This window comes from Winogradskyella psychrotolerans RS-3, assembly GCF_000427335.1.
In the GTDB taxonomy this organism is placed as follows: domain Bacteria; phylum Bacteroidota; class Bacteroidia; order Flavobacteriales; family Flavobacteriaceae; genus Winogradskyella; species Winogradskyella psychrotolerans.
The window spans coordinates 17,866-38,257 of sequence record NZ_ATMR01000126.1; the positions used below are offsets into that span (position 1 = coordinate 17,866).

General features: G+C 32.9%; 22 protein-coding genes. 16 read left to right on the top strand and 6 right to left on the bottom strand.

Annotated elements, in window-relative coordinates; all coding sequences use genetic code 11:
* Positions 1-65: 65 nt before the first annotated feature.
* From ADIWIN_RS12800 to ADIWIN_RS12825, 7 genes are all read left to right on the top strand, one after another.
* Positions 66-584 (top strand): ferritin, encoded by a 519-nt coding sequence (locus ADIWIN_RS12800; RefSeq protein ID WP_020895048.1) that lies wholly within the window; start codon positions 66-68, stop codon positions 582-584.
* Between the two features lie 218 nt (positions 585-802).
* Positions 803-1,507, top strand: coding sequence for a cupin domain-containing protein (locus tag ADIWIN_RS12805; protein WP_020895049.1), 705 nt, complete (start codon positions 803-805; stop codon positions 1,505-1,507).
* 456 nt (positions 1,508-1,963) lie between these two features.
* The gene (locus ADIWIN_RS12810; protein ID WP_081669582.1) at positions 1,964-3,268 is read left to right on the top strand and encodes a T9SS type A sorting domain-containing protein; all 1,305 of its coding nucleotides are present in this window, start codon (positions 1,964-1,966) and stop codon (positions 3,266-3,268) included.
* A gap of 137 nt (positions 3,269-3,405) precedes the next feature.
* Positions 3,406-4,248, top strand: coding sequence for a helix-turn-helix domain-containing protein (locus ADIWIN_RS12815; protein WP_020895052.1), 843 nt, complete (start codon positions 3,406-3,408; stop codon positions 4,246-4,248).
* A 90-nt stretch (positions 4,249-4,338) separates the two neighbouring features.
* Complete coding sequence (locus ADIWIN_RS20555; RefSeq protein WP_020895053.1) at positions 4,339-4,491, top strand: hypothetical protein; 153 nt, start codon at positions 4,339-4,341, stop codon at positions 4,489-4,491.
* Between the two features lie 147 nt (positions 4,492-4,638).
* Positions 4,639-5,187 (top strand): carboxymuconolactone decarboxylase family protein, encoded by a 549-nt coding sequence (locus ADIWIN_RS12820; protein WP_040757331.1) that lies wholly within the window; start codon positions 4,639-4,641, stop codon positions 5,185-5,187.
* 32 nt (positions 5,188-5,219) lie between these two features.
* A complete protein-coding gene (locus tag ADIWIN_RS12825) occupies positions 5,220-5,603 on the top strand; it encodes a cupredoxin domain-containing protein (RefSeq protein WP_020895055.1) in 384 nt (127 codons plus the stop codon).
* Positions 5,604-5,689: 86 nt separating this feature from the next.
* On the opposite strand, the gene ADIWIN_RS12830 is transcribed toward ADIWIN_RS12825, so the two are convergent.
* Positions 5,690-6,022: a single-stranded DNA-binding protein gene (locus tag ADIWIN_RS12830; protein ID WP_020895056.1), complete on the bottom strand. Its 333-nt coding sequence runs from the start codon at positions 6,020-6,022 to the stop codon at positions 5,690-5,692.
* 226 nt (positions 6,023-6,248) lie between these two features.
* Between ADIWIN_RS12830 and ADIWIN_RS12835 the strand changes: the two genes are divergently transcribed.
* The 6 genes from ADIWIN_RS12835 to ADIWIN_RS12865 all read left to right on the top strand — a co-directional run bounded on the left by ADIWIN_RS12835 (position 6,249) and on the right by ADIWIN_RS12865 (position 10,285).
* Positions 6,249-6,719, top strand: coding sequence for a hypothetical protein (locus tag ADIWIN_RS12835; RefSeq protein WP_020895057.1), 471 nt, complete (start codon positions 6,249-6,251; stop codon positions 6,717-6,719).
* A 648-nt stretch (positions 6,720-7,367) separates the two neighbouring features.
* On the top strand, positions 7,368-7,850 hold the full coding sequence (locus ADIWIN_RS12845) for a hypothetical protein (RefSeq protein ID WP_020895060.1): 483 nt from the start codon (positions 7,368-7,370) through the stop codon (positions 7,848-7,850).
* A 268-nt stretch (positions 7,851-8,118) separates the two neighbouring features.
* Positions 8,119-8,829: a DUF4488 domain-containing protein gene (locus ADIWIN_RS12850; RefSeq protein ID WP_040757307.1), complete on the top strand. Its 711-nt coding sequence runs from the start codon at positions 8,119-8,121 to the stop codon at positions 8,827-8,829.
* 117 nt (positions 8,830-8,946) lie between these two features.
* The gene (locus tag ADIWIN_RS12855; RefSeq protein ID WP_020895062.1) at positions 8,947-9,231 is read left to right on the top strand and encodes a hypothetical protein; all 285 of its coding nucleotides are present in this window, start codon (positions 8,947-8,949) and stop codon (positions 9,229-9,231) included.
* A 17-nt stretch (positions 9,232-9,248) separates the two neighbouring features.
* Positions 9,249-9,893 (top strand): spermidine synthase, encoded by a 645-nt coding sequence (locus ADIWIN_RS12860; RefSeq protein ID WP_020895063.1) that lies wholly within the window; start codon positions 9,249-9,251, stop codon positions 9,891-9,893.
* A gap of 32 nt (positions 9,894-9,925) precedes the next feature.
* The gene (locus ADIWIN_RS12865; RefSeq protein WP_040757309.1) at positions 9,926-10,285 is read left to right on the top strand and encodes a hypothetical protein; all 360 of its coding nucleotides are present in this window, start codon (positions 9,926-9,928) and stop codon (positions 10,283-10,285) included.
* Between the two features lie 13 nt (positions 10,286-10,298).
* On the opposite strand, the gene ADIWIN_RS12870 is transcribed toward ADIWIN_RS12865, so the two are convergent.
* Positions 10,299-10,784: a CBS domain-containing protein gene (locus ADIWIN_RS12870; RefSeq protein WP_020895065.1), complete on the bottom strand. Its 486-nt coding sequence runs from the start codon at positions 10,782-10,784 to the stop codon at positions 10,299-10,301.
* A gap of 118 nt (positions 10,785-10,902) precedes the next feature.
* Between ADIWIN_RS12870 and ADIWIN_RS12875 the strand changes: the two genes are divergently transcribed.
* Positions 10,903-11,712: a Rossmann-fold NAD(P)-binding domain-containing protein gene (locus ADIWIN_RS12875; protein WP_152487261.1), complete on the top strand. Its 810-nt coding sequence runs from the start codon at positions 10,903-10,905 to the stop codon at positions 11,710-11,712.
* Between the two features lie 94 nt (positions 11,713-11,806).
* The gene (locus ADIWIN_RS12880; protein WP_020895067.1) at positions 11,807-12,523 is read left to right on the top strand and encodes a tetratricopeptide repeat protein; all 717 of its coding nucleotides are present in this window, start codon (positions 11,807-11,809) and stop codon (positions 12,521-12,523) included.
* A 59-nt stretch (positions 12,524-12,582) separates the two neighbouring features.
* On the opposite strand, the gene ADIWIN_RS12885 is transcribed toward ADIWIN_RS12880, so the two are convergent.
* Complete coding sequence (locus tag ADIWIN_RS12885) at positions 12,583-13,110, bottom strand: hypothetical protein (protein ID WP_020895068.1); 528 nt, start codon at positions 13,108-13,110, stop codon at positions 12,583-12,585.
* Positions 13,111-13,281: 171 nt separating this feature from the next.
* Between ADIWIN_RS12885 and ADIWIN_RS12890 the strand changes: the two genes are divergently transcribed.
* A complete protein-coding gene (locus ADIWIN_RS12890; RefSeq protein WP_020895069.1) occupies positions 13,282-14,235 on the top strand; it encodes an NAD-dependent epimerase/dehydratase family protein in 954 nt (317 codons plus the stop codon).
* 148 nt (positions 14,236-14,383) lie between these two features.
* Here ADIWIN_RS12890 and ADIWIN_RS12895 read toward each other — a convergent pair whose 3' ends face one another.
* Genes ADIWIN_RS12895 through ADIWIN_RS12905 form a run of 3 tightly spaced genes read right to left on the bottom strand, consistent with a single transcriptional unit; the run spans position 14,384 to position 20,309 of the window.
* On the bottom strand, positions 14,384-15,727 hold the full coding sequence (locus tag ADIWIN_RS12895) for an alkaline phosphatase family protein (RefSeq protein WP_040757312.1): 1,344 nt from the start codon (positions 15,725-15,727) through the stop codon (positions 14,384-14,386).
* A gap of 8 nt (positions 15,728-15,735) precedes the next feature.
* Entirely contained in the window at positions 15,736-17,145 is a 1,410-nt protein-coding gene (locus ADIWIN_RS12900; RefSeq protein ID WP_020895071.1) for a hypothetical protein, read from the bottom strand.
* A gap of 11 nt (positions 17,146-17,156) precedes the next feature.
* Positions 17,157-20,309 (bottom strand): TonB-dependent receptor domain-containing protein, encoded by a 3,153-nt coding sequence (locus ADIWIN_RS12905; RefSeq protein ID WP_020895072.1) that lies wholly within the window; start codon positions 20,307-20,309, stop codon positions 17,157-17,159.
* Between the last annotated feature and the right edge of the window lie 83 nt (positions 20,310-20,392).

The window sequence follows — 20,392 nt, forward strand, 5'->3', positions numbered from 1 at the left end:
CAATTTCTCATAATTATTTTACCATCGGATTAACTATTCTTATATTTGTTTAAAACACCACAACTATGTTATCAAAAACTATTGAAGCCGCATTAAATAAGCAAATAAGAATCGAAGCAGAGTCATCTCAGGCCTATTTAGCCATGGCAATTTGGGCTGAAGTAAAAGGATTAGAAGGTATTTCTAACTTTATGTACGATCAGTCGGATGAAGAGCGCACACACATGCTAAAACTTGTGAAATTTGTAAACGAGCGCGGTGGACATGCACATATATCTGAACTAAACGCACCAAGTGTAACGTTTTCATCTTATAAAGAAATGTTTGAAAAACTTTTAGAACATGAAATCTTTGTATCCGAAAGCATTAACGATTTGGTTCACATCTCTCTCCAAGAAAAAGATTATGCTACACACAATTTCTTACAATGGTATGTTTCAGAACAAATAGAAGAAGAAGCTACTGCCAGAACCATCCTTGATAAAGTAAAAATGATTGGAGATGACAAAGGTGGTTTATATTTATTTGATAGAGATATCCAACAACTCACAGTAAACTCAGCAGCTCAAGGTCCTGCTATCTAAATTTTAAAAAGGTGTTTTTGCAAATTAAAACGGTACCGATGCATTATCAAAAACACTTTTTTTTACTTAATATTTTCATAGATTAAAAATATAGCCGAACAAATAATGTTGATTCTCAAAATCGGATTATAAATTAAATCAACTGCTATAAAGACCTATTTACTTACACTATATTTAATACTACGATATCATACTTTAAATATAAAAATAGTGTTTTTATGAAAAAATTATTTCTCTTAAATGTCTTAATTATTGTTATGCTTTGCAATAGCTGTGCTAATAATAATAACACCGAAAAAGACGAAATCACAAATCCCACAACAGAAGTTAAAAAAGATCTTAAAAAGGGAATAAAATTTACTAACGAGCAATTTTATGATGCTGAAGGCCAATTTTTAGAGGAAAAGGCAAAAGACGCTTTAATGGAAATGCTTGCATATCATAATTATCCCATTTTTGATGGTTTGCGTGAAAAAATTTGGCTCACAGATTATAATCAAGGTAACTATGCCGAATTAGGATTAGCATCTATAATGTTCGTAAATAACGAAGAAGACCAATATATGTTAATGGACATCTTTCTTCTACCAGGCCAAATGTTAGGTGAGCATATGCACTTTGCCGCAGAGGGCAACCCTGTAAAAATGGAAGGTTGGTTAGTAAGACATGGAAAAAGCTACATTGTGGGTGTCGGAGAAAATAATCGTGATCAATTTCCACAAGTGGTAGTTCCACAAAACCACTGGGAAGGCAAAGTAACGACCAATCATATTATTGAAGCTAACGAAGGAGATTTTGCTTCACTAGCTGAGGCTGAATCACCTCATTGGCAAATGGCAGGACCAGAAGGAGTTGTTATTACTGAGGTTGGAAATGTACATACAAATTCTGGAGTTCTGAGATCTGATCCTAAAATGAATTAAACAACAATGATGAGCTATCTAGCAGTCAATGTTGCATCTAATTGTTCAATGCACAGCACCTAAATGTTAAATTTTATTTAGATTAAATATAAATAGTTATTTTTGCACTATTGATTTTTTATGCAATGGGCAAAAAGAAGAAAAATAAAAAGCTAAAAAAAGAACGTATTAAAGTTCTTGAGACCTCTGGTTTCGAGACACTTGGGAAAACAAAAACCAAGTGTTGCAAAAAATATAAAAAAGCCGAAAACAAACGTTGTAAAAAATGTCCTTGTTTTGATTTACTAAAAAAGGTCGCTTAACCTCTATTCATCTTGATTTTTATTTAGAGTTTCTTATAATTTATAAATTCTAATTATGATTCAATTATAAAATAAACAGGTTTGTGTTTAAGGAATTATAAAATTTATAGACTAAGTAAATTATATTTACAAATTCTAACATAATTCTTGTCTGATGAGATCACTCTGTTTTCTTAAATTTATCCTTATTTCTCTTAGTATCTCATTGGTTTCTTCCTTATCCATTTACGGACAGACCCAAGAAGCAGACAGGACAATTATTCCCGTAGACTGGGATGTTTGTAAATACCATCCAGTTATAAATGCTAAGACATCATCAATAAAGCCACCGACTAACATACTTCAAAAAATGGCTAGGGGTAGTGAAAATTGCGCAACGTTTATAGTTGACTATATTGGTTTTACTCCAGAAGCTGAAGCGGCTTTTCAGTTTGCAGTAGATATTTGGTCAAATTCTATAGAATCGTCCGTACCCATTAGAGTTTCTGCTAATTTCGGAGAATTAGACGAAGGAGTTCTAGGAGGTGCTGGCCCAACAAGCTTTAGTACTATTTCAGTAGACGGCCTTCCTTCTAATATTGCTTTTCCTATTGCTTTAGCAGAAAAATTAGCTGGAGAAGAATTAACTAATTTTGGAGAAGAAACCTCAACAGACATCCAAGCAACCTTTAGTAGCACAGCAAATTTTTATTTTGGTTTAGATGGTAACACCCCCATCAACCAAGTAGATTTTGTTTCTGTAGTTTTGCATGAGCTTGGCCATGGATTAGGAATATTAGGGTTTGGCAATGTAGATGATCCAGACGATCCAACACAAGGCTTGCTAAGAGTACAAGGGTTTATTGGTGTATGGGATAATTTTATTGAGAACGGTACTCCTACAGCTCTGACCACTTTTGAAGATCCGTCAGCCGAGTTATTATCAGAGATTACAGGTAATAATCTATTTAGTAATGGTCCCATAACTACAGCACAAAATGGAGGTATTAAGCCATCAACATATGCCCCTACAGTTTACAGACGCGGTTCAAGTTATAGTCATTGGGACGAAGGTACATATCCACCTGGACATCCTAATTCATTAATGACTCCTTCTATTGGTCTTGGAGAAGCTATTCATAACCCTGGATTGGTAACACTTGGGTTTATGGAGGATATGGGTTGGGGTATTTGCGGAGGAACACTTTCTGTTGATAGTTTCAAGTTAACCACAATAAAAGTAAGCCCAAATCCTTTTAATTCCACTATAGATATTCTATTAGACGCAAACACCTCAGATACATTTAGTATAGATATTACAGATTTAAACGGTAGACAAATACTAAGAATAACTCAAAAAATTAGTAACGGAAAACTTACAATTTCTAATTTAGATCAACTTGAGGACGCGCTTTATTTCATTAAAATTCGAAATGAAAACACTGGTTCTAGCATTATTAAAAAAGTTATTAAACATTAACTGTATTTACATTTATGAGATTTAAAACAACGACTATTTCGTTGTTCTTTATTTGTCTTTTTTATATTTTATTTAGAACGCTTCATAAATAATTTTCATAATTTGTAATTTTTTGGCTACTTATTAGACTTATTAGTATGACTCACACTTTTAAAGAATTTTCTACAAACGCCATTTTCAATATTGGAAATGAAACTGATTTACGTTCCTTTGAAACAGCTAAACAATGTGAGTTATACACGTTTATTTGGGCAAAATCAGAAGCTATCGATTTAACTATTGACAGCGTTCCTTTTACGGTTCCTTCGTATAGTATATTAGCATTAACACCTATTCAGTATCTGCAATACAATGGTGGTAAAGATGTTATCATTTATCAATTTAATAGTGAGTTTTATTGCATTAAAGATCACGACCAAGAGGTGAGTTGTGTTGGTATTCTCTTTTTTGGAAATACAAACATTCCTATTATTCATTTAGATCATAACGAGCAACAGAAGTTCGATACGCTTCACGAAGTCTTTATAGACGAATTAGAAACCGAAGACAACATACAAGCGGAAATGCTTAGAATGTTAATGGCTAGATTTATTATAAAGAGCACACGTTTATTAAAAGCTAAAGAAGGCATTACAGAATCTCCTAAAAGTTCTAAAGTAGATTTATTACGTGAATTTAATTTTCTAGTAGAACAACATTTCAAAACAGAGCACGGTGTGGCTTTCTACGCAGAAAAACTATTTAAATCACCAAAAACCTTATCTAATAATTTCGCGAAACTGAACAGGAGCCCATTACAAATTATACACAACCGTATTGTATTAGAAACACAACGTCAATTAGTCTACACCGATAAAACAGCAAAAGAAATTGCTTACGATATTGGTTTTGAAGACGCTTCACATTTAAGTCGTTTGTTCAAAAAGAGCACCTCCATGTCACCTTCAGATTACAAAAAACGCTTAAAAACCACTAGTTAGGAAAAATTGACATGCCTTAGGGCAAATTCTTCATTTTATAACACGCTCTTCTACCGCATCTTTGCATTGTAATATTAAAACAATAACAAGATGACACTAAAAAACAAATCCATATTTAATCTCATAGAGATATTCACAAACAGTCGTAAAAAGATAGTTAACACTATTAATACAGAAACGCATTGTGAGCAAAAACATATTCACGATTTCTATTGTGATGCCGAAAAACCATTTGTAAGCTAAAAACACACACAAGGGAAAAAATGACATGTCACAGGGAATAACAAGCATTCTTTAACACTGTGATATAGCGCAACTTTGTACCAACAAAAAATCAAAACAATTACTAATAATAATTCTGTATCAAATCAGAATAAAAAAATTATAAACATGAGCACATTTAATATTTTAAAAAGAGAAGACGTTAGCGCTAATAACCAAGCGATATTCGATAACCTAAATAAGGCATTAGGTTTTGTACCTAACTTATATGCAACCTATGCAAATAGTGACACTGCTTTAGAAAACTATTTAACGTTTGCCAATGCCAAAACCTCATTATCTGCTAAAGAAAAAGAAGTTGTAAACCTTGCTGTTAGTCAGGTAAACGATTGTATTTATTGTCTTTCTGCACATACTGCCATAGGAAAGATGAACGGCTTTACAGATGCACAAATTTTAGAGTTAAGAGCTGGATTTTCTAGTGTAAACGAAAAATTTGATGCTTTAGCTAAACTAGCTAAAAACATCACAGTGAACAGAGGTAAAACAGACCAAGACGTATTAGAAAACTACTTTAACGCTGGTTATACGAAAGGAAATTTAATAGACACCATTTCTTTAGTTGGTGATAAAACCATCTCTAACTACATACACAGCACAACGCAAGTACCAGTAGATTTCCCTGTAGCACCACCTTTAGAATTAGAAACTATTTAATTAATAATAATATCCCATAAAATTTAAAAAAGATGAAAAAAATTGTAGCAATTATCGCGATCGCATTAACCTTTACATTAACAGGAAATGCACAAGACAGCATGACAACTAAAGCGACAACAGTGACTTTAGAACAAACTAAAGGAGTATTTACTCAAAAAGCATTAACCTTAACAGAAGGTGATTATATTTTTGAAATTGCCAATAACAATGTTGGTAAACAAGTTGGTTTTGTATTGGTACCTAAAGGAAAAGACGCTTCTAAACCAGAAAATCATATTAAAACGGCTTATGTCACCAAGGTTGTTGAAAATAACACTAAGGAATTTAGTAATGTAACGACCTTGGCTAAGGGAGAGTATGTGTATTTCTGTCCTTTAAATCACACACCTCAATATACACTGACCGTTGAATAGATTTCATTAAAGTAATCTGTATTTTAACTTAAAAAGAGCAACCCGTTAGGTTGCTCTTTTTTCTTTTATCTAATAAGCACATCACATTATTTACCTAGCATTAAGAGTTCACTACAAACGACTTCTGTAATATAACGTTTCATACCATCTTTATCTTCCCAAGATCGAGAGGTTAGCTTCCCTTCTATAGCCACTTCTTTACCTTTTGTAATAAATTTTTCTACAATCTGAGCTGTTTTTCCCCAAGCTACAACATTATGCCATTGTGTATCCGTAACCTTTTCACCTTGCGCATTTTTATAACTTTCATTCGTTGCGATAGAGAATTTTGCTAAGATTTTTCCGGATTCAAAATTGGTGATTTCTGGGTCTTGTCCTAAGTTACCAATCAACTGTACTTTGTTTTTAAGTGTGTTCATAATTTCTAATTTTAATGGTTAAACAGTTAATACTATCGAGTTCTAATGTTTCGACACTACAAAGATCTGATAGCTTCCAAATATTATTCGGTAGTTACCTACTTACATACATTTGTAATTATTTGTTATCGTTTGTAAATGGATAATTGTTGATGAAACGGGGTTTTATTGTATTTTTATAGTGCTTATATGCGTGAATTGTAACACATTTAAAACCAATCATAAATTGAACAAAAATCATAAATTGGAAATTCTGACATCCGAAAAAATAAAGCGGAATTTTAAGCTGATTAAATCATCTTATTTTTCAGAGATTATTTATGACGAAAATCGCAGATTTTTTGACTTGTATTTTAATGTTGGAACAAAAGGAATTTTAGAAAATCAAACAAAAACATATAATGAACTAATTGAAAACCTGAATGAATATTTGACTAAAATTAGTGAATATCTAAAATCGACTTACACAAACTCTGAAAAGAAGAAAGCGGCTGAACTGAATCAAAAAAAGCTGAATATTAGTGTTGTTCAAATTTCAGATAAAAATAAAGACTTTGATACGGTTATAGTTTGCGAAAAAGAATACAAATATTTCGGAATTTTCACAAAAAATATTGGAATAAGAACCGAAATTAAAAATGGTCGAATAACAACAATGGAAAGAAAAGCGGATACATTAAAAGAAAATCTAAAATAAAAACGCGTCAAAACAAAGTAAAATCGCATTAATTTTTCACTAAAATACTTTTATAATTTACACCATATATTAATCTTGATTTAGCTGTTGCCAAAGCTTGTTCTAGTAGTTTATTACACACAGCAATTAATGATAATTTTTCACGCTTTCCTTTGATATTTAGCAAATGATACGCTAATTAATAATGATACTAACCTGTAGCTTCCATAACACAATGGCGCTTATTATTTAATAATTTCGTAAATATAAGAAGTTGCTAGTTCTCGCCTACTTACAAAAATTATCACGGATTTTCTATTCGATTTGTATTTGCTAAGTTAGTTGCTTAACTTCACAGCGAACATTAAACAAACACTTTAGCATTAATTACATATGAATAACGAGGTCAATAAAGTAAAATCACAAAAAAACGCAGCTATATTATTAATTATAGTTCCTCTAATTATATTAACATCTTATTTAGGGAAAACTGACTTTGATAAATATGGTGTGAACAATTATATAATCAGTGGTGCATTAATAGTTTTGATTATTATTGGTTCCATAGGTCTAAAGAATAGCTTACGTAAACAAAAAAAGCAGAATATTTGAGCCTGATTTCAATGCGCCTTCAGATTTAACCCTAACAAAAGTGAATTTGTGATTACTATGAAACACATACTTTACACCCTAATAATCGTATTACTAGTTGCTTGTAAATCTAAAAAGATAAGCATTGATAATTCCACTAGTCTCATAGCATATATTGAAAATTTATCTACAAAAGGATTTGTCAATGAAGATCCTTTGATAATATTAGATGGTAAACCTTTAAACACAGTTTCTAATTTAGATTTATCTCTACCCATTTATCAAAATATTAATTCTAATTCAATTAGTTATGTAGAAAAAGAATCTAAAAGTTTAAGTAAATTACTAGGGGAGGTTGCATATAATGGAATTGTAATAATAAGAAAATTCACCTATTTACATGCAGGCGACAATTCGCAAGCTATATACATAATTGATGACAAAATAGTTACAGAAGAAGTCTTTAGAAAAATAGATCCTGAAAATATTATCTCATATCAACTCCTAAAGGAAATTAATTTAAATGAAAATATTTTTGATATTTATAAATTAAAACCGTAAAAACATAAAAGAGTACAATTCAGAACTTGCTCAGTATATAACACTGTGTAAAATTATATCCAAGCTTAAACGAAATTTTTTCAGCAAAGGATTCTGATTTCAGCGTTGAATTTACCAAAAACGCGTGTATCTTAGTATGTCGTTGATTTTTTATTCAACTTTTATTTATTAAATTTAAGGTGTAATTGCTAGCCCACTTATCGCGTAGCTAAGAGACTCTTAAAAAGTCTAAATAGAATAGTCTTAAAACGGCATAAACTTTAAAATCATGAAAAAAATAATAGGATTAGTCATTTGTACATTGATGGCCTTTGGAGTTGAAGCTCAAAGTATCGTTGGCGCTTGGGAAAACTACGCAACTGCAGAAAATGGAGACCAATTAAAAACCGTGGTTATTTTTACGGAGGGCTATCAGGTTTTAACAATCTACAATACAACAACAGAAAATTTTATACACACCAATGGTGGATCGTGGAGCCTAGAAGGAGATATGTTAACTAAAAAAATAGAATTCGACACCGTTAATTCGGAACGTGTTGGCACAGAGGTAAGTTCTAAAGTATCTATTACTGAGACTACTATTGAAATCGCTGATAGTGACTCAAAATTTAATAGAATAGATAATGGTGAACCAGGAAAACTGCAAGGAGCTTGGTTAATGTCTGGTAGAGTAAGAGATGGAAAAACCGAAACACGCGACACGAGTAGACCAAGAAAAACAATGAAAATATTGTCTGGCACACGTTTTCAATGGATTGCTTATAACACCGAAACAAAACAATTTATGGGAACAGGAGGCGGAACCTACACCACCATCAACGGCGTGTATACAGAAAGCATAGAATTCTTTTCAAAAGACGATTCTAGAGTCGGCATGTCTTTAGAGTTTAACTTTAAGCTCTTAGATGGAGAATGGATTCACACTGGGTTTTCAAGCAAAGGAGATCCTATACACGAAATTTGGAGCTTACGAGTGTAATTAAACAAAGCAGACAGTTGTTCTATTGCCTTCTCTTCCTTGTGAATTGGCAGAACTAGTATTTATTCTTTAATTTCGTAAACTTTAAATAAATTTTGCATTTCTAAAATAGCACTCATGAAAAATAATTTATCAAACATAAAAACAGAAATAGAAAACTATGCTAGTGCATCTAATTTAACGGAGCTGCAAGTTGTTGAAAAACTTAAAGACTATTACTTTAATAAAAAAGTAAACGACAATTTAAAACTCTATAAAAAAGGAAAGAAAAAAGTAAGTGAGGTTACTAAAGATTTAAAAATATCTCCACGAAAGTTTTATGCCATTCTAGAAAAGAAAAAGATAAACTACACCAAATACAACAAAAATAAAGAGCAGCAGCAGCCTAACATAACCAAATAAACCTACCTTTAGTAACTATGAAGCAACTGCTCAGTTACATTTACCCTGTTACAAAAACCATTGATTCTAAATACAGCGGAACACTAGAAATTACGTGGTACAACGGCAAAAAACATCTCAATTCAGAAAATGCGAATTACAGCTATGGCTCTTTACAGCGAATTTTAAAATATGGATTAGATAAGATTAAACTTTCCAAAGTCAATTCAATCTTAATTTTAGGCATGGGAGGCGGAAGCGTCATAAAAACACTTCGAACAGATTTTAACTATAATAATACTATTGAAGCTGTTGAATTAGACCCTATTATTATAGACATCGCCAAATCAGAATTTGGGATTATTGAAGACCAACATTTAAAAATTCATTGTGCTGATGCTTTTCACTTTGTAAAGGTAAACACAACACCATTTGATCTTATTATCGTGGATCTTTATATAGATCTTTCCGTTCCGGATAAATTTTTAAGTACTGAATTTTGGGATAACGTACTCAATTCAAAATCTTCAAAAGGATCACTGCTTTTTAATGCTTCAGTAAAAGAATCTGACATGGTTAAAGTTGAAAACTTAGTAGACTACCTTAAAACAAAAGTCTATAAAGTAGATATTTACAAAAAAGTAAACAACACTAATACCATTATCATTACCAGTTCTTTATAACGTTATAATTTAGTATATTGTAGGTACTTAATTTGAAGTTATGCGAAAAAAAGTGTCCAGAATGTGGTGACGTCATCGTTGGTCGAGTAGATAAGAAATACTGTAGTGATGGCTGTAGAAATACACAAAATAACAGGTTAAACAAAGATTCTAAAAATCTCATTAGAAACACCAATAACCGATTGCGAAAAAATTACAGAATTCTAGAAGCCCTCAATCCCAACAAAAAAATGAAATGCTCTAGAGCAAAATTAGTAGAGAAAGGTTTCGATTTTAATTATTTTACAAGCACGTATACCACCAAAGCCGGTACCATTTATTATTTTGTGTATGACCAAGGGTATTTACCTCTCGAAGGAGAGTATTATGCTTTGGTAAAACGCGACGATTAATTTGGTGTACGACTTAAGAACCTCTCTTCGTTGTACTATTCCAATTCTCTCCTTTAAGCTCTAAAGCGGCAATTAAAATATCTTTTTGGCTAATTTGCCCAATGAGTTTTCCGTTTTCAACAATAGGAAAACGTCGCCTTTTAGACTGTAAAAACTTGTTAGCTGCATCAAACACATCCATATTACCATCAATTGTTTCAACATCTTTTACCATACGTAACTCAACATTATCATGCTGTAATGGCATATTATAATACCTGCTTTCACTAAGTTGTTTTAAACAATCTCCTTCAGAAATAATGCCAATTAATTCCTGTTTATCATTAACCACAGGCCCTCCAGAAATCTTATTTCTAATTAAAGCCTCAACAACCTCTTGTACGGTTTGCTCTGGTCTAAACGTTATGAGTTTTGTACTCATATAATCCTTCACTTTTAATGGTGTAGGCTCATTAGCATTTTGCTGCTTACGAGCTCCCTGAAAACTTTTTATAGCCATAACGTTTTGATTTTTAAGGTTAGAGTTAATCTTAAAATTACTGAAAATTACCCATTTAAAAAAATCAAAATATAAAAGGCTATATATTCCGTATTTTTAACTTTTATAAATATTTATCTTGAAAACACAAATAAACATCATGGGTTGCGGTTGGCTAGGTCTATCCTTAGCTAAAGAATTAGTTAAAGCGAACTGCACCGTTAATGGTACTACAACTACTAAGGATAAGTTGGAAGTATTAGAAAATCATCATATAAATCCGTTTTTAATTACATTAAATGAAACGGCGATTTCGGGTTCTTATTCTGAATTTTTAACTGGAAGTGATACTCTAATAATTAATATTCCACCCGGACTGAGAAAAGATCCTACTAAAAATCATGTCGCAGAACTACGCCTTTTAATGCATCAAATTGAAGCACATGCTATAAAAAATGTATTATATATAAGTTCTACTTCTGTATTTAAAAACGAAGAAGGCTTCCCTTTAATTACTGCAGAAACAGCTCCAAATACCACATCAAATAGTAGCAAACAACTTATTGAGATTGAACATATGCTTCAAGCTAATTCAAATTTTAATACTACAATTTTACGATTTGGTGGTTTGATAGGTGACGGGCGTCATCCGGCTAAATTTTTATCCGGAAAAACTAATATTTCAGATCCTGAAGCTCCCATTAATTTAATTCATAAAACAGATGCCATCGGCATTATAATGTCTATTATAAAAAATGGGCTTTGGAATGTGGTATTAAACGCTGCGTATCCTGCACATCCAAGCAAAAAAGACTATTATATAAATCAGTGCGAACGCAAGAATTTAACACTACCAAGTTTCAATGTTTCAGAAAAAAGTAAAGGAAAAATTATAGAATCTAAATTAGTGGTACAACTTTTGAAATATACCTTTAAAGTAGCACCATAGAAATTAATAGATTTTTAAGACCATTTCTGTTTAATTTTTATAGATTTAGCACTTTAAAGTTGAAATAATTCAAGAACAATAAACTAAAGAACAAATGAAGACGATTACAATTGCAATTCTTATGTTATTCTCAGTAAGTATGTTTGCACAAACTAATACAGAGTTAAAAAAACATTTTGAAGCGTATTATACCCAAATGAAAAAGCAAGGTGATAAGCAAGGTGTTATTAATGCCATGACGCATCTCAATGTTATAGAACCATCTGTGGCACGTAAAGATACTTTAGCATACATCTACCTTTCTGAAGGACAACATATGCAGGCTTTAAACACTATTGGAGTGGAAAAAAACGCAACCGATTCTGATATGAATGTTGAAGTAAAGGCTTTAGCATTAAAAAATCTTAATCAAACAGAAATGGCTTTAGAACATTTTGAAGTGCTTTACCAACGCGCGCCAAATGCTTATTTAGCTTACGAAATGGCTGACATGAAAATTCAAACTAATGATTTAGCTGGAGCACGATTAAACATTGATTACGCAATGGCTAACACTACAGACGATATGAAGCGTGCTTTCTACGAAAAGCAACAACCATATGAAACGTCTATGAAAGCAGCTTTAACGTACTTAAAAGGACTTTTAAAGTTTACAGAAAACAAAACTGCTAATATTGATGAAGCATTAAAATTAATGAACGAAGCATTAACAATTGATCCTAATTTTAATTTAGCTAAGATTAGTAGAGAAGCTTTAGAGGCTCAAAAAGCGCAACGTGCACAACAAGCTGCAGCTCAGAAAAAAGGTTAAGACACCATATAAATATTATAAAAAATGCAGCTCATTGAGCTGCATTTTAGTTTCATACCTTATTCTGGCTGAATTTTATCGTAAAAATCGCTTTCTAGCTTTTCATTAATCTGATAGTTAAGATTCGAAAAGGACACAAATAGCATTTTAATACTTAACAATTTATCGCTTCTTTTAATGTTGTCTAAGGTTAAATTTTCATTTAACTTTAAAAGTTCTGTTTCCACAATAGCACTCCGAGATACAATTGGATTAACTCTAAATTGATCTGGCATCTGCGTTTTAAACTCTTCGATAAACTTTTTTAAGAGTTCTATATCACCATTAAAAAAAGAAAAATCAGCCTTTTTTAAATAACCAATCTGTGTTGCTAATTCGTGATACCTTTCCCAAGTTACAACAGCACTTTCACTTTCGCTACTCAACGCGTAATCCTTATAATTTAAACTTTCAATAGTTTTAGCTGTAATTTTTCTGTTCTGTTCTGTATCTTCAGTTGTTTCTAATTCTTGGGTGCTATTGGTATCCTCACCACAACTGATAACCAAAACACCACATAAAAATAAAAGGACAAATTTAATCTTCATAAGTATTTACTAATTTGAATGTAAATATACTAAACTATCCTTTTTTAGGCTTTAGTATATGCATTTAGAGCAAAGTTGCGTAATTCATAATAAAAACAGGTTTTTTCTGAAAACTTTAATATTAGAACGCACTAATTCTTATTACTTTTGGCGATAATTTAAAAAGAGCACATGTCTTCAAAAATATTAATCATTGGTGCCTGTGGGCAAATAGGAACCGAACTAACCACCAAGTTACGAGAACTACATGGTGTAGATAACGTTATTGCTAGCGATATTAACACACGTAAGTTAGAATTAGTAAACTCTGGACCCTTTGTAATTTTAGATGCCAAAAACTTTAATGCCATTAAAGATTGCTGCATTAACCACAATATAGATACCATTTACCTTATGGCAGCTTTACTGAGTGCTACAGGGGAAAAATATCCAATGGAAGCATGGGATTTAAACATGAATTCGTTATTTCATGTACTTAATCTAGCCAAATCTGGACAAATTAAAAAAGTATTCTGGCCAAGTAGTATTGCTGTGTTTGGACCAACCACTCCTAGAGAAAACACTCCACAACATACCATCTGCGAACCGACAACCGTTTACGGTATTACCAAACAAGTTGGAGAACGTTGGTGCCAATATTACCATGATAAGTATGGTGTAGATGTAAGAAGCATTCGTTATCCTGGTATTATTAGCCATAAAGCCATGCCAGGCGGAGGTACTACAGATTATGCTGTAGAAATTTATCACGAAGCTATAAAAGAAGGTAAATACGAAAGCTTTTTATCGGAAGACACCAATTTACCTATGATGTTTATGGACGATGCTATTAACGCGACGACTCAAATTATGGCAGCTCCTGCTGAGGACTTAACCATAAGGTCGTCTTATAATTTATCGGCAATTAGTTTTACTCCAGAAGAAATTGCAGATAGTATTAAAGCCGAAATGCCTGAGTTTAAAATGACCTATAAACCAGACTTCAGACAAGCCATTGCAGACAGCTGGCCGTCATCTATTGATGATAGCGTAGCTCGTAAAGACTGGAACTGGTCGCACGATTTTGATCTTAAAAAAATGACTTCTGAAATGTTAACGCAGTTGAAGAAAAAGTATCAATCGTAAAATTTACTCTTTTCGAAATCACATAAAAAAATCCTATCGCTTGATAGGATTTTTTATTTGTTAGATACCACAATTATACAGATATAAAAAAAGCAAGAGAAACCGAACTCTTGCTTTTTTACTATAAAAGATTTAATAATTAGTATTATTAATCAGCACTATCACTATTTAGCATACTCTTATAAACAATCCCCTTGGAGGATTCTAACTCAGCCCCAAGCAAATACGCTGATAATGCTGGAATATCTTCCATTTGGATTTCAGGAAAAACTATTCCTTTTTTAAAATCAGGTCCAAAAGCTACAAAACCCGTTTGAATATTTTTAGTGTCTGGAAATTGACCATGCTTGCCACCATGCGCACTTTTAATTAACTCTCCACCTCTATCATTATTAAAACTAAAGCCATCGTTTGCAGTTAAAGCTAATACGGCATCTGGATTGGCTCCTCTAGAAGTCATTTCATCTCTAGAAATAATTCTAAAGGCTTTTTTGATACTTAAAGGTAAACTTTCGAGTTTATTTACAATTTTATCTAATGTTTTTTTATCGTTTTTATCCTTCAAATGCAAGAATGCTGAACCACCTGTACTTAAAAAGAATGTGTCTTTATCCAACAGGCCTAACTCTTTTAACCATAGGTTCGGAGCCATACTAGAATGTACAGTATAAAAGCCATGATCACCAGTTATGATAATATTGGTTTGTTCTAAAATATTCGCTTTTTTTAAGGCATCAATTATAGTACTCACAGCTTGGTCTGCACCTGCAATTGCTTTTTTAACTTCAATACCATCACGTCCATTTCTGTGTTGTGCACCGTCGGTATTTGGTAAGTGAATCGTTAATAAATTTGGAGTATAGGTTCTAATTATATAGCCTGCTATTCTGGCTAAATTTTGATCCATACTCAACGAACTTAAGTTATAATCGTCTATCTCTAAATTCCCTGTAGCATTCGCTATGGCATCCTCAAACAAACCTTCAGGTGTTGCATATTTTTGAGTAGCACCACGGCGATCTCTCGGGTTATCAAACGACCATATTTCTGGTATGTTATAATCTATGAATGGTGCATTTACCGTTATGGGCCATGACACTGAGGCTGTTTTTAATCCTGCGTTTTTCGCAGCTTCCCATAAGGTTTTAGCTTTTACAGACTTAAAATCATAGTACCAGTTTCCTGGTGTGCCTTCTTCCGAAACTTTAGTGTTATAATAAATGCCATGCTCGTCTGGACCTACACCTGTAATTAAAGTGGTATGCGATGGATAAGTCACCGTTGGAAAAATACCGTTTACACCTTGAGAAGCAATGCCATTAGTAGCTAAATCCTTAATGTTAGGAGTTGGCCATTGGTCTTCCAAATAGAAGTCTGGCCTAAAACCATCGATACTAATTATAACCAAGTGCTTTGCCTCTTGTGCAGCGATTAGGTTTAATCCAAAACACGTTAACATTACACAATAAATATATCTAAGTTGCTTTTTCATTTTTAGAATTAATTAAAAGGTAATACATGATTCGAAGTTTTATTCGCTACCAATACACGGTTCATATCATATAAGATAGTCACATTTCCTATAGCCGCATCTACAGTAAAATCGTCTAAACCTAAATTTAAAGGAATGAAACTAGGTATAGTAGGCTGTGTAAATTCATCTGAAATATTAGAATTGTTTAATTGCTCGGTTTGAGAAACAGGAAACTTAATTCCTAAATCGTTAGAACGTCTACCTTCACTAATAAAAATTTCTTGACGCATTAAGTAAATAAGGTATAATACATCATCTGCATTTGTTGTAGCATCAATATCTTGATTTGTGATACTTGTGCCAGAAACGGAATATACAGGTATTAAACCAGCTTGTCTATCTAAGATATACCCTGATTTAGATTCTTGGCCACTTTCAAAACTGACATCAACAGCTGTTGTTGGATAATCTTGTCTGTTGGTTCCATTTCTTAATTCCTCGCTATCATCTAAATACATCACAGGTCTCGCGCTTACCACATTATCTATTAAATTAGTTAATGTAGATTTAGCCAATTCTAAATTATTTTCAGCCGTATACACTTCCGCTAAAATTAAATAGGCTTCTTCTACTTTAGCTAAAGACAATGGTTTTTGATCCTCTGAAGCCGTTCCTAAATCAAAGAATTTAGGATCTAAAAAATCTAACCTTGGCAGTGGCGCAAATCTATTTTCGCTAGCCGTAAAAGTGGCATTTTGAATTTCATTAGGAACACCATTGGTTCCATCAAATTCTACAGTAAATAATAAGCTATTATTACTAATCGCTGCTAAAGCAGAGGATTTCGCATTATCTACATCTCCTAAACCACGGTACACTCTAGACTTTAATAATTGGTAAGCTAAAATGGTTTCAGAATCACTTTCATTGTCAATAGCAAGATCTAAATGGTCTAAGCTAGCTTCTAATAACTCGGTTGCCGTATAAGCTTCACCATTACTGTTCATTGGTAGACCTGTGAAATTTTCACCAGATAAAATTAAGGCATAAGCTTTTGCAAAATGAGCGTAAGACCATTCTTGAGTTGTAGCGTCTGGATCGTTTGGAAGTACTGTTTCTAAAGCATACTCTGCCATCTCTCTTAAAGCTCCAATTTCTACTTGCATACTGTTCCCATCGATGTCGGTGTAATCAATTTGCGGAATATCGTATACTTTATTATAAAGCGTATAATTGTTGAAATAATTATCTGAAACCATTTCAGAGTTGATGACGATAGCGTTCATGGTTATGGCAAGTTGCCTTTTAACACCTGTAATCCAACTCGTAGCAGAATTGTTGTTGTCCAAGAAATCCTCTTCAGTAACATTTGGGTTATCGACACAAGCGGTGAGTGTCAGAAACAAAACGGTTATGTATATATAAATTGTTTTCATGTTTTTTGTTATTAGAAGTTTATTTTTAATGAGGTTAAAAATTCTCTAGGCGCAGAGTACGTAGCATAAGATATACCACCCGTAGAAGCACCACCTTGGCCAGTTGCCGAACCACTAATAGTTGCTTCCGGATCGAATGAAGATGCTGTAAAACTAAGCGGGTTATTAACATTAAACCCAATTAATACTGATTTAATAGTACTGTTATTTTTAGGTACTAAATTATAGCTGATACCTATAGTTCTTATTTTTATAAAATCTGTTTTTTCTGTAAATAAATTCGTGAAGTTTAACCAATTTGATGTCCCATTAGCTTCAACTTCTGCAGCAGGAACTATATCATCTGAAGCGCCGTAAAGGAATCTAAACTGTTGGTCAAAACTATTCGCGTAGGCTCCTTTTTGGTAGTTACCGTTTGCAAAGAGACTGAAGTTTTTATAGGAGAAGTTCATTCCTAAGTTACCAAACAAATCTGGAATCGTAGTTCCTAAATACGATTGGGCTGTTGTGGACTCTAAAACACCATTCTCATCAAAGGTTCCATAGTTTCCTCTAATATATCCAATAGGATACCCTTCTTCTACTACAGTTTGAATGGTTCTGGCACTAAATCCATTAATATTAAATGGAGCGACACCACCTGAGTCTACCACTAAGTTGTCTAAAGTGTTTATAGATACATTAAGTGATAAGGTTACATTTTCGGTTTGTATCGGAATAAAGCTGGCATTTATTTCCCAACCCTTATTCTCTATTTCACCAATATTGTATAATTGACTATTGGCATATCCACTAGATGGTGTTGGCGGCACATAGAATAAAGCATCTTTTGTATTTGCATTATAGTAACCCACAGAAAGATTTACCCTATTATTAAACAATGCGGCATCGACACCTACTTCAAAAGTTTTCGTTTTTTCAGGCTTTAAATCCGGATTACCAGATTGTCCAAAAAAGGCAGCTTGTTCTCCTAAAAAGCCATCAAAATCTATGGTTCTTTCGTTTACAAAAGCAGGAGGTAAATTACCCGCTACACCGTAGTTTCCTCGTAATCTTAAAGAATTTATAGCAGTTGAATTTTCTAACCAAGGTTCTGAGCTTAATAGATATGAAACACCTGCTTTAGGATAGTACTGCGTCCCAATATTATCTCCAAAAGAGGGGTTACGATCTCCTCTAATACCGAGGTCAAAGAACAACTTATCTTTAAAGCCAATATTTTCTTGAAAATAGAAACCATAGTTGAGCACTTCTGCCAAATATTCTTCACTTGTTTTTATAGCGGCATCGCTTATTGTTTCGGCTCCGTCTCTAATATTAGTACCTGTGAATTGTATTTGATGATCTGAGTTTCTAAACAACTGACCTCCCACGGTAGAGATAAATGAAAATTGACCTGTTTCAAATTTATGTTGCGCACTTAACTCTAGAGTAATACCAAAGTATTTACGTTCTAAGTTATTTATACTTCCTTCGTCTGTAACGTTAGTTTGCGTTGTATGCGTTAGGTATTCGTTGGTTTGGATCGCCTTGTCATTCTGAACTCTATAATCAATACCTCCAACAAATTTAGCTTCAAAATTATTCACCGGTTTGTAAGCAAAACTTTGAGACGTTGTAAATCTATTAATTGAGATTTCGTTGTCTTGTAGTTCTTCTGCTGTTTTCACAAAATCATTAATTTCACTAAACTCGGCTGCACTAAGGTCGTCTAGTCTATTGTTAAACCCTTTTAAGGCGGAAGCACCACTTTCTGCAAACCATAAACCTGTATAACCCCCTTGGTTACCATTTCGGTTTCTGTTGTAGACATTATTCACGTAAATAAAAGAACTATTATACGTTACTTTTTCTCCTAATTTAGCTTTAAAACCCGTGCTAAAATCTATTTTTTTATTGGCATTATTATCCGCTATTTGAGCTCCTGTATTCTCTAAAAAATTTCCAGAAAAACTGTAGCCAAAACCTTCAGAGTTACCACCACTGATACTTAAGTTATATTTTTGGTAAGTTCCTGTTTCAAATAATAAGTCTTTAGAGCGATCAAAATACAGAAAATCTGTAGTTGGTGCTATAATTCCCATTTGAGTTGAAGCCGTAATTTGCGTACCTCTCGAGCTTCCTTTTTTGGTGAAAATTTGAATCACCCCGTTCGCTGCATCTGAACCGTATAAAGTTGTTGCGGCTCCACCATTAATGTATTCGATACGCTCTATATTATCCATTGGAATATCGGCAATAGAACTCATCGCTGCACCTTGTGCACTACCTCCACCTAAAGCGCTCGTGGTATTTAAGTTATCCATACGCACACCATCTATATAAAAAACTGGTGTTGAACTTAGGAAAGCCGAATTAATACCTCGAGATCTGATTAAAGTTGTTGCACCTGACTGACCTCCTGTAAAATTAATCTGTGTATTAGGCAATTTCGTTGCAATCAACTGGTCTATACGTTGTGACGGTAATCCAGCTAAATCTTCGGATTTAAGAACTTCTACATTACTAGACAATCTTTTTCGTTGTACACTTGCCCCTTGTCCTGTAATGACCACTTCGTTAAGAGCAGCAAAATGAGGCGTTAAATTAATTGTAATTTCTAATTGCCCTTCTAAAGGATAATCTACATCTTCGTATCCGATATAAGTAATTTTTAACGTCTTAGTATCGGCCGGAACAGTAATTGTAAACTGGCCATCATAGTCGGTTACAGCACCAATATTATAGGCTGTAGCGTAAATATTAGCTCCAAGTACAGGGGTAGTAGTCTCGTCATACACAATACCCTTAATAGTGATATTCTCTTGATTAATTTTAGAAACAGTTTGGGGTATAGGTTTAACGAGTATACCATTATTGGTGATTTTAAAATCGATTGGTGACTTTTGTTTTAAGGTCTTCAAAACAGCCTCTAAAGGTTGATTATTTATACTTAAATCAATTTTAGTGTTTTGGTAAATCTCGTTAGAAATATAAATAAATTTTAAATCGGTTTGTTTTTCAATTAAATTAAACACCTGAATTAAAGATGCTTTTTTTAGCTGTAAATTAATGGTTTTACTATAACTAGTTGTGCTATGATTTACCGAATGTATACTGCCGTAAACATTAAATAAACTTGCCAGGATTATGACAGTACTTAATATGAATTTTTGATATTTCATAAAGTTGTTTTTTTTAGGATTAGTTGTTATTGTGAAAATTTTTCGGGATTAAAAGCATGGGTTAACGAGTAGTTGTATTTACA

Excerpts from the sequence above, each read along its gene's own strand:
- ADIWIN_RS12800 (WP_020895048.1), top strand. The coding sequence starts at position 66 with ATGTTATCAAAAACTATTGAAGCCGCATTAAATAAGCAAATAAGAATC.
- ADIWIN_RS12805 (WP_020895049.1), top strand. The coding sequence starts at position 803 with ATGAAAAAATTATTTCTCTTAAATGTCTTAATTATTGTTATGCTTTGC.
- ADIWIN_RS12810 (WP_081669582.1), top strand. The coding sequence starts at position 1,964 with ATGAGATCACTCTGTTTTCTTAAATTTATCCTTATTTCTCTTAGTATC.
- ADIWIN_RS12815 (WP_020895052.1), top strand. The coding sequence starts at position 3,406 with ATGACTCACACTTTTAAAGAATTTTCTACAAACGCCATTTTCAATATT.
- ADIWIN_RS20555 (WP_020895053.1), top strand. The coding sequence starts at position 4,339 with ATGACACTAAAAAACAAATCCATATTTAATCTCATAGAGATATTCACA.
- ADIWIN_RS12820 (WP_040757331.1), top strand. The coding sequence starts at position 4,639 with ATGAGCACATTTAATATTTTAAAAAGAGAAGACGTTAGCGCTAATAAC.
- ADIWIN_RS12825 (WP_020895055.1), top strand. The coding sequence starts at position 5,220 with ATGAAAAAAATTGTAGCAATTATCGCGATCGCATTAACCTTTACATTA.
- ADIWIN_RS12830 (WP_020895056.1), bottom strand. The coding sequence starts at position 6,022 with ATGAACACACTTAAAAACAAAGTACAGTTGATTGGTAACTTAGGACAA.
- ADIWIN_RS12845 (WP_020895060.1), top strand. The coding sequence starts at position 7,368 with ATGAAACACATACTTTACACCCTAATAATCGTATTACTAGTTGCTTGT.
- ADIWIN_RS12850 (WP_040757307.1), top strand. The coding sequence starts at position 8,119 with ATGAAAAAAATAATAGGATTAGTCATTTGTACATTGATGGCCTTTGGA.
- ADIWIN_RS12855 (WP_020895062.1), top strand. The coding sequence starts at position 8,947 with ATGAAAAATAATTTATCAAACATAAAAACAGAAATAGAAAACTATGCT.
- ADIWIN_RS12860 (WP_020895063.1), top strand. The coding sequence starts at position 9,249 with ATGAAGCAACTGCTCAGTTACATTTACCCTGTTACAAAAACCATTGAT.
- ADIWIN_RS12870 (WP_020895065.1), bottom strand. The coding sequence starts at position 10,784 with ATGGCTATAAAAAGTTTTCAGGGAGCTCGTAAGCAGCAAAATGCTAAT.
- ADIWIN_RS12880 (WP_020895067.1), top strand. The coding sequence starts at position 11,807 with ATGAAGACGATTACAATTGCAATTCTTATGTTATTCTCAGTAAGTATG.
- ADIWIN_RS12885 (WP_020895068.1), bottom strand. The coding sequence starts at position 13,110 with ATGAAGATTAAATTTGTCCTTTTATTTTTATGTGGTGTTTTGGTTATC.
- ADIWIN_RS12890 (WP_020895069.1), top strand. The coding sequence starts at position 13,282 with ATGTCTTCAAAAATATTAATCATTGGTGCCTGTGGGCAAATAGGAACC.
- ADIWIN_RS12895 (WP_040757312.1), bottom strand. The coding sequence starts at position 15,727 with ATGAAAAAGCAACTTAGATATATTTATTGTGTAATGTTAACGTGTTTT.
- ADIWIN_RS12900 (WP_020895071.1), bottom strand. The coding sequence starts at position 17,145 with ATGAAAACAATTTATATATACATAACCGTTTTGTTTCTGACACTCACC.
- ADIWIN_RS12905 (WP_020895072.1), bottom strand. The coding sequence starts at position 20,309 with ATGAAATATCAAAAATTCATATTAAGTACTGTCATAATCCTGGCAAGT.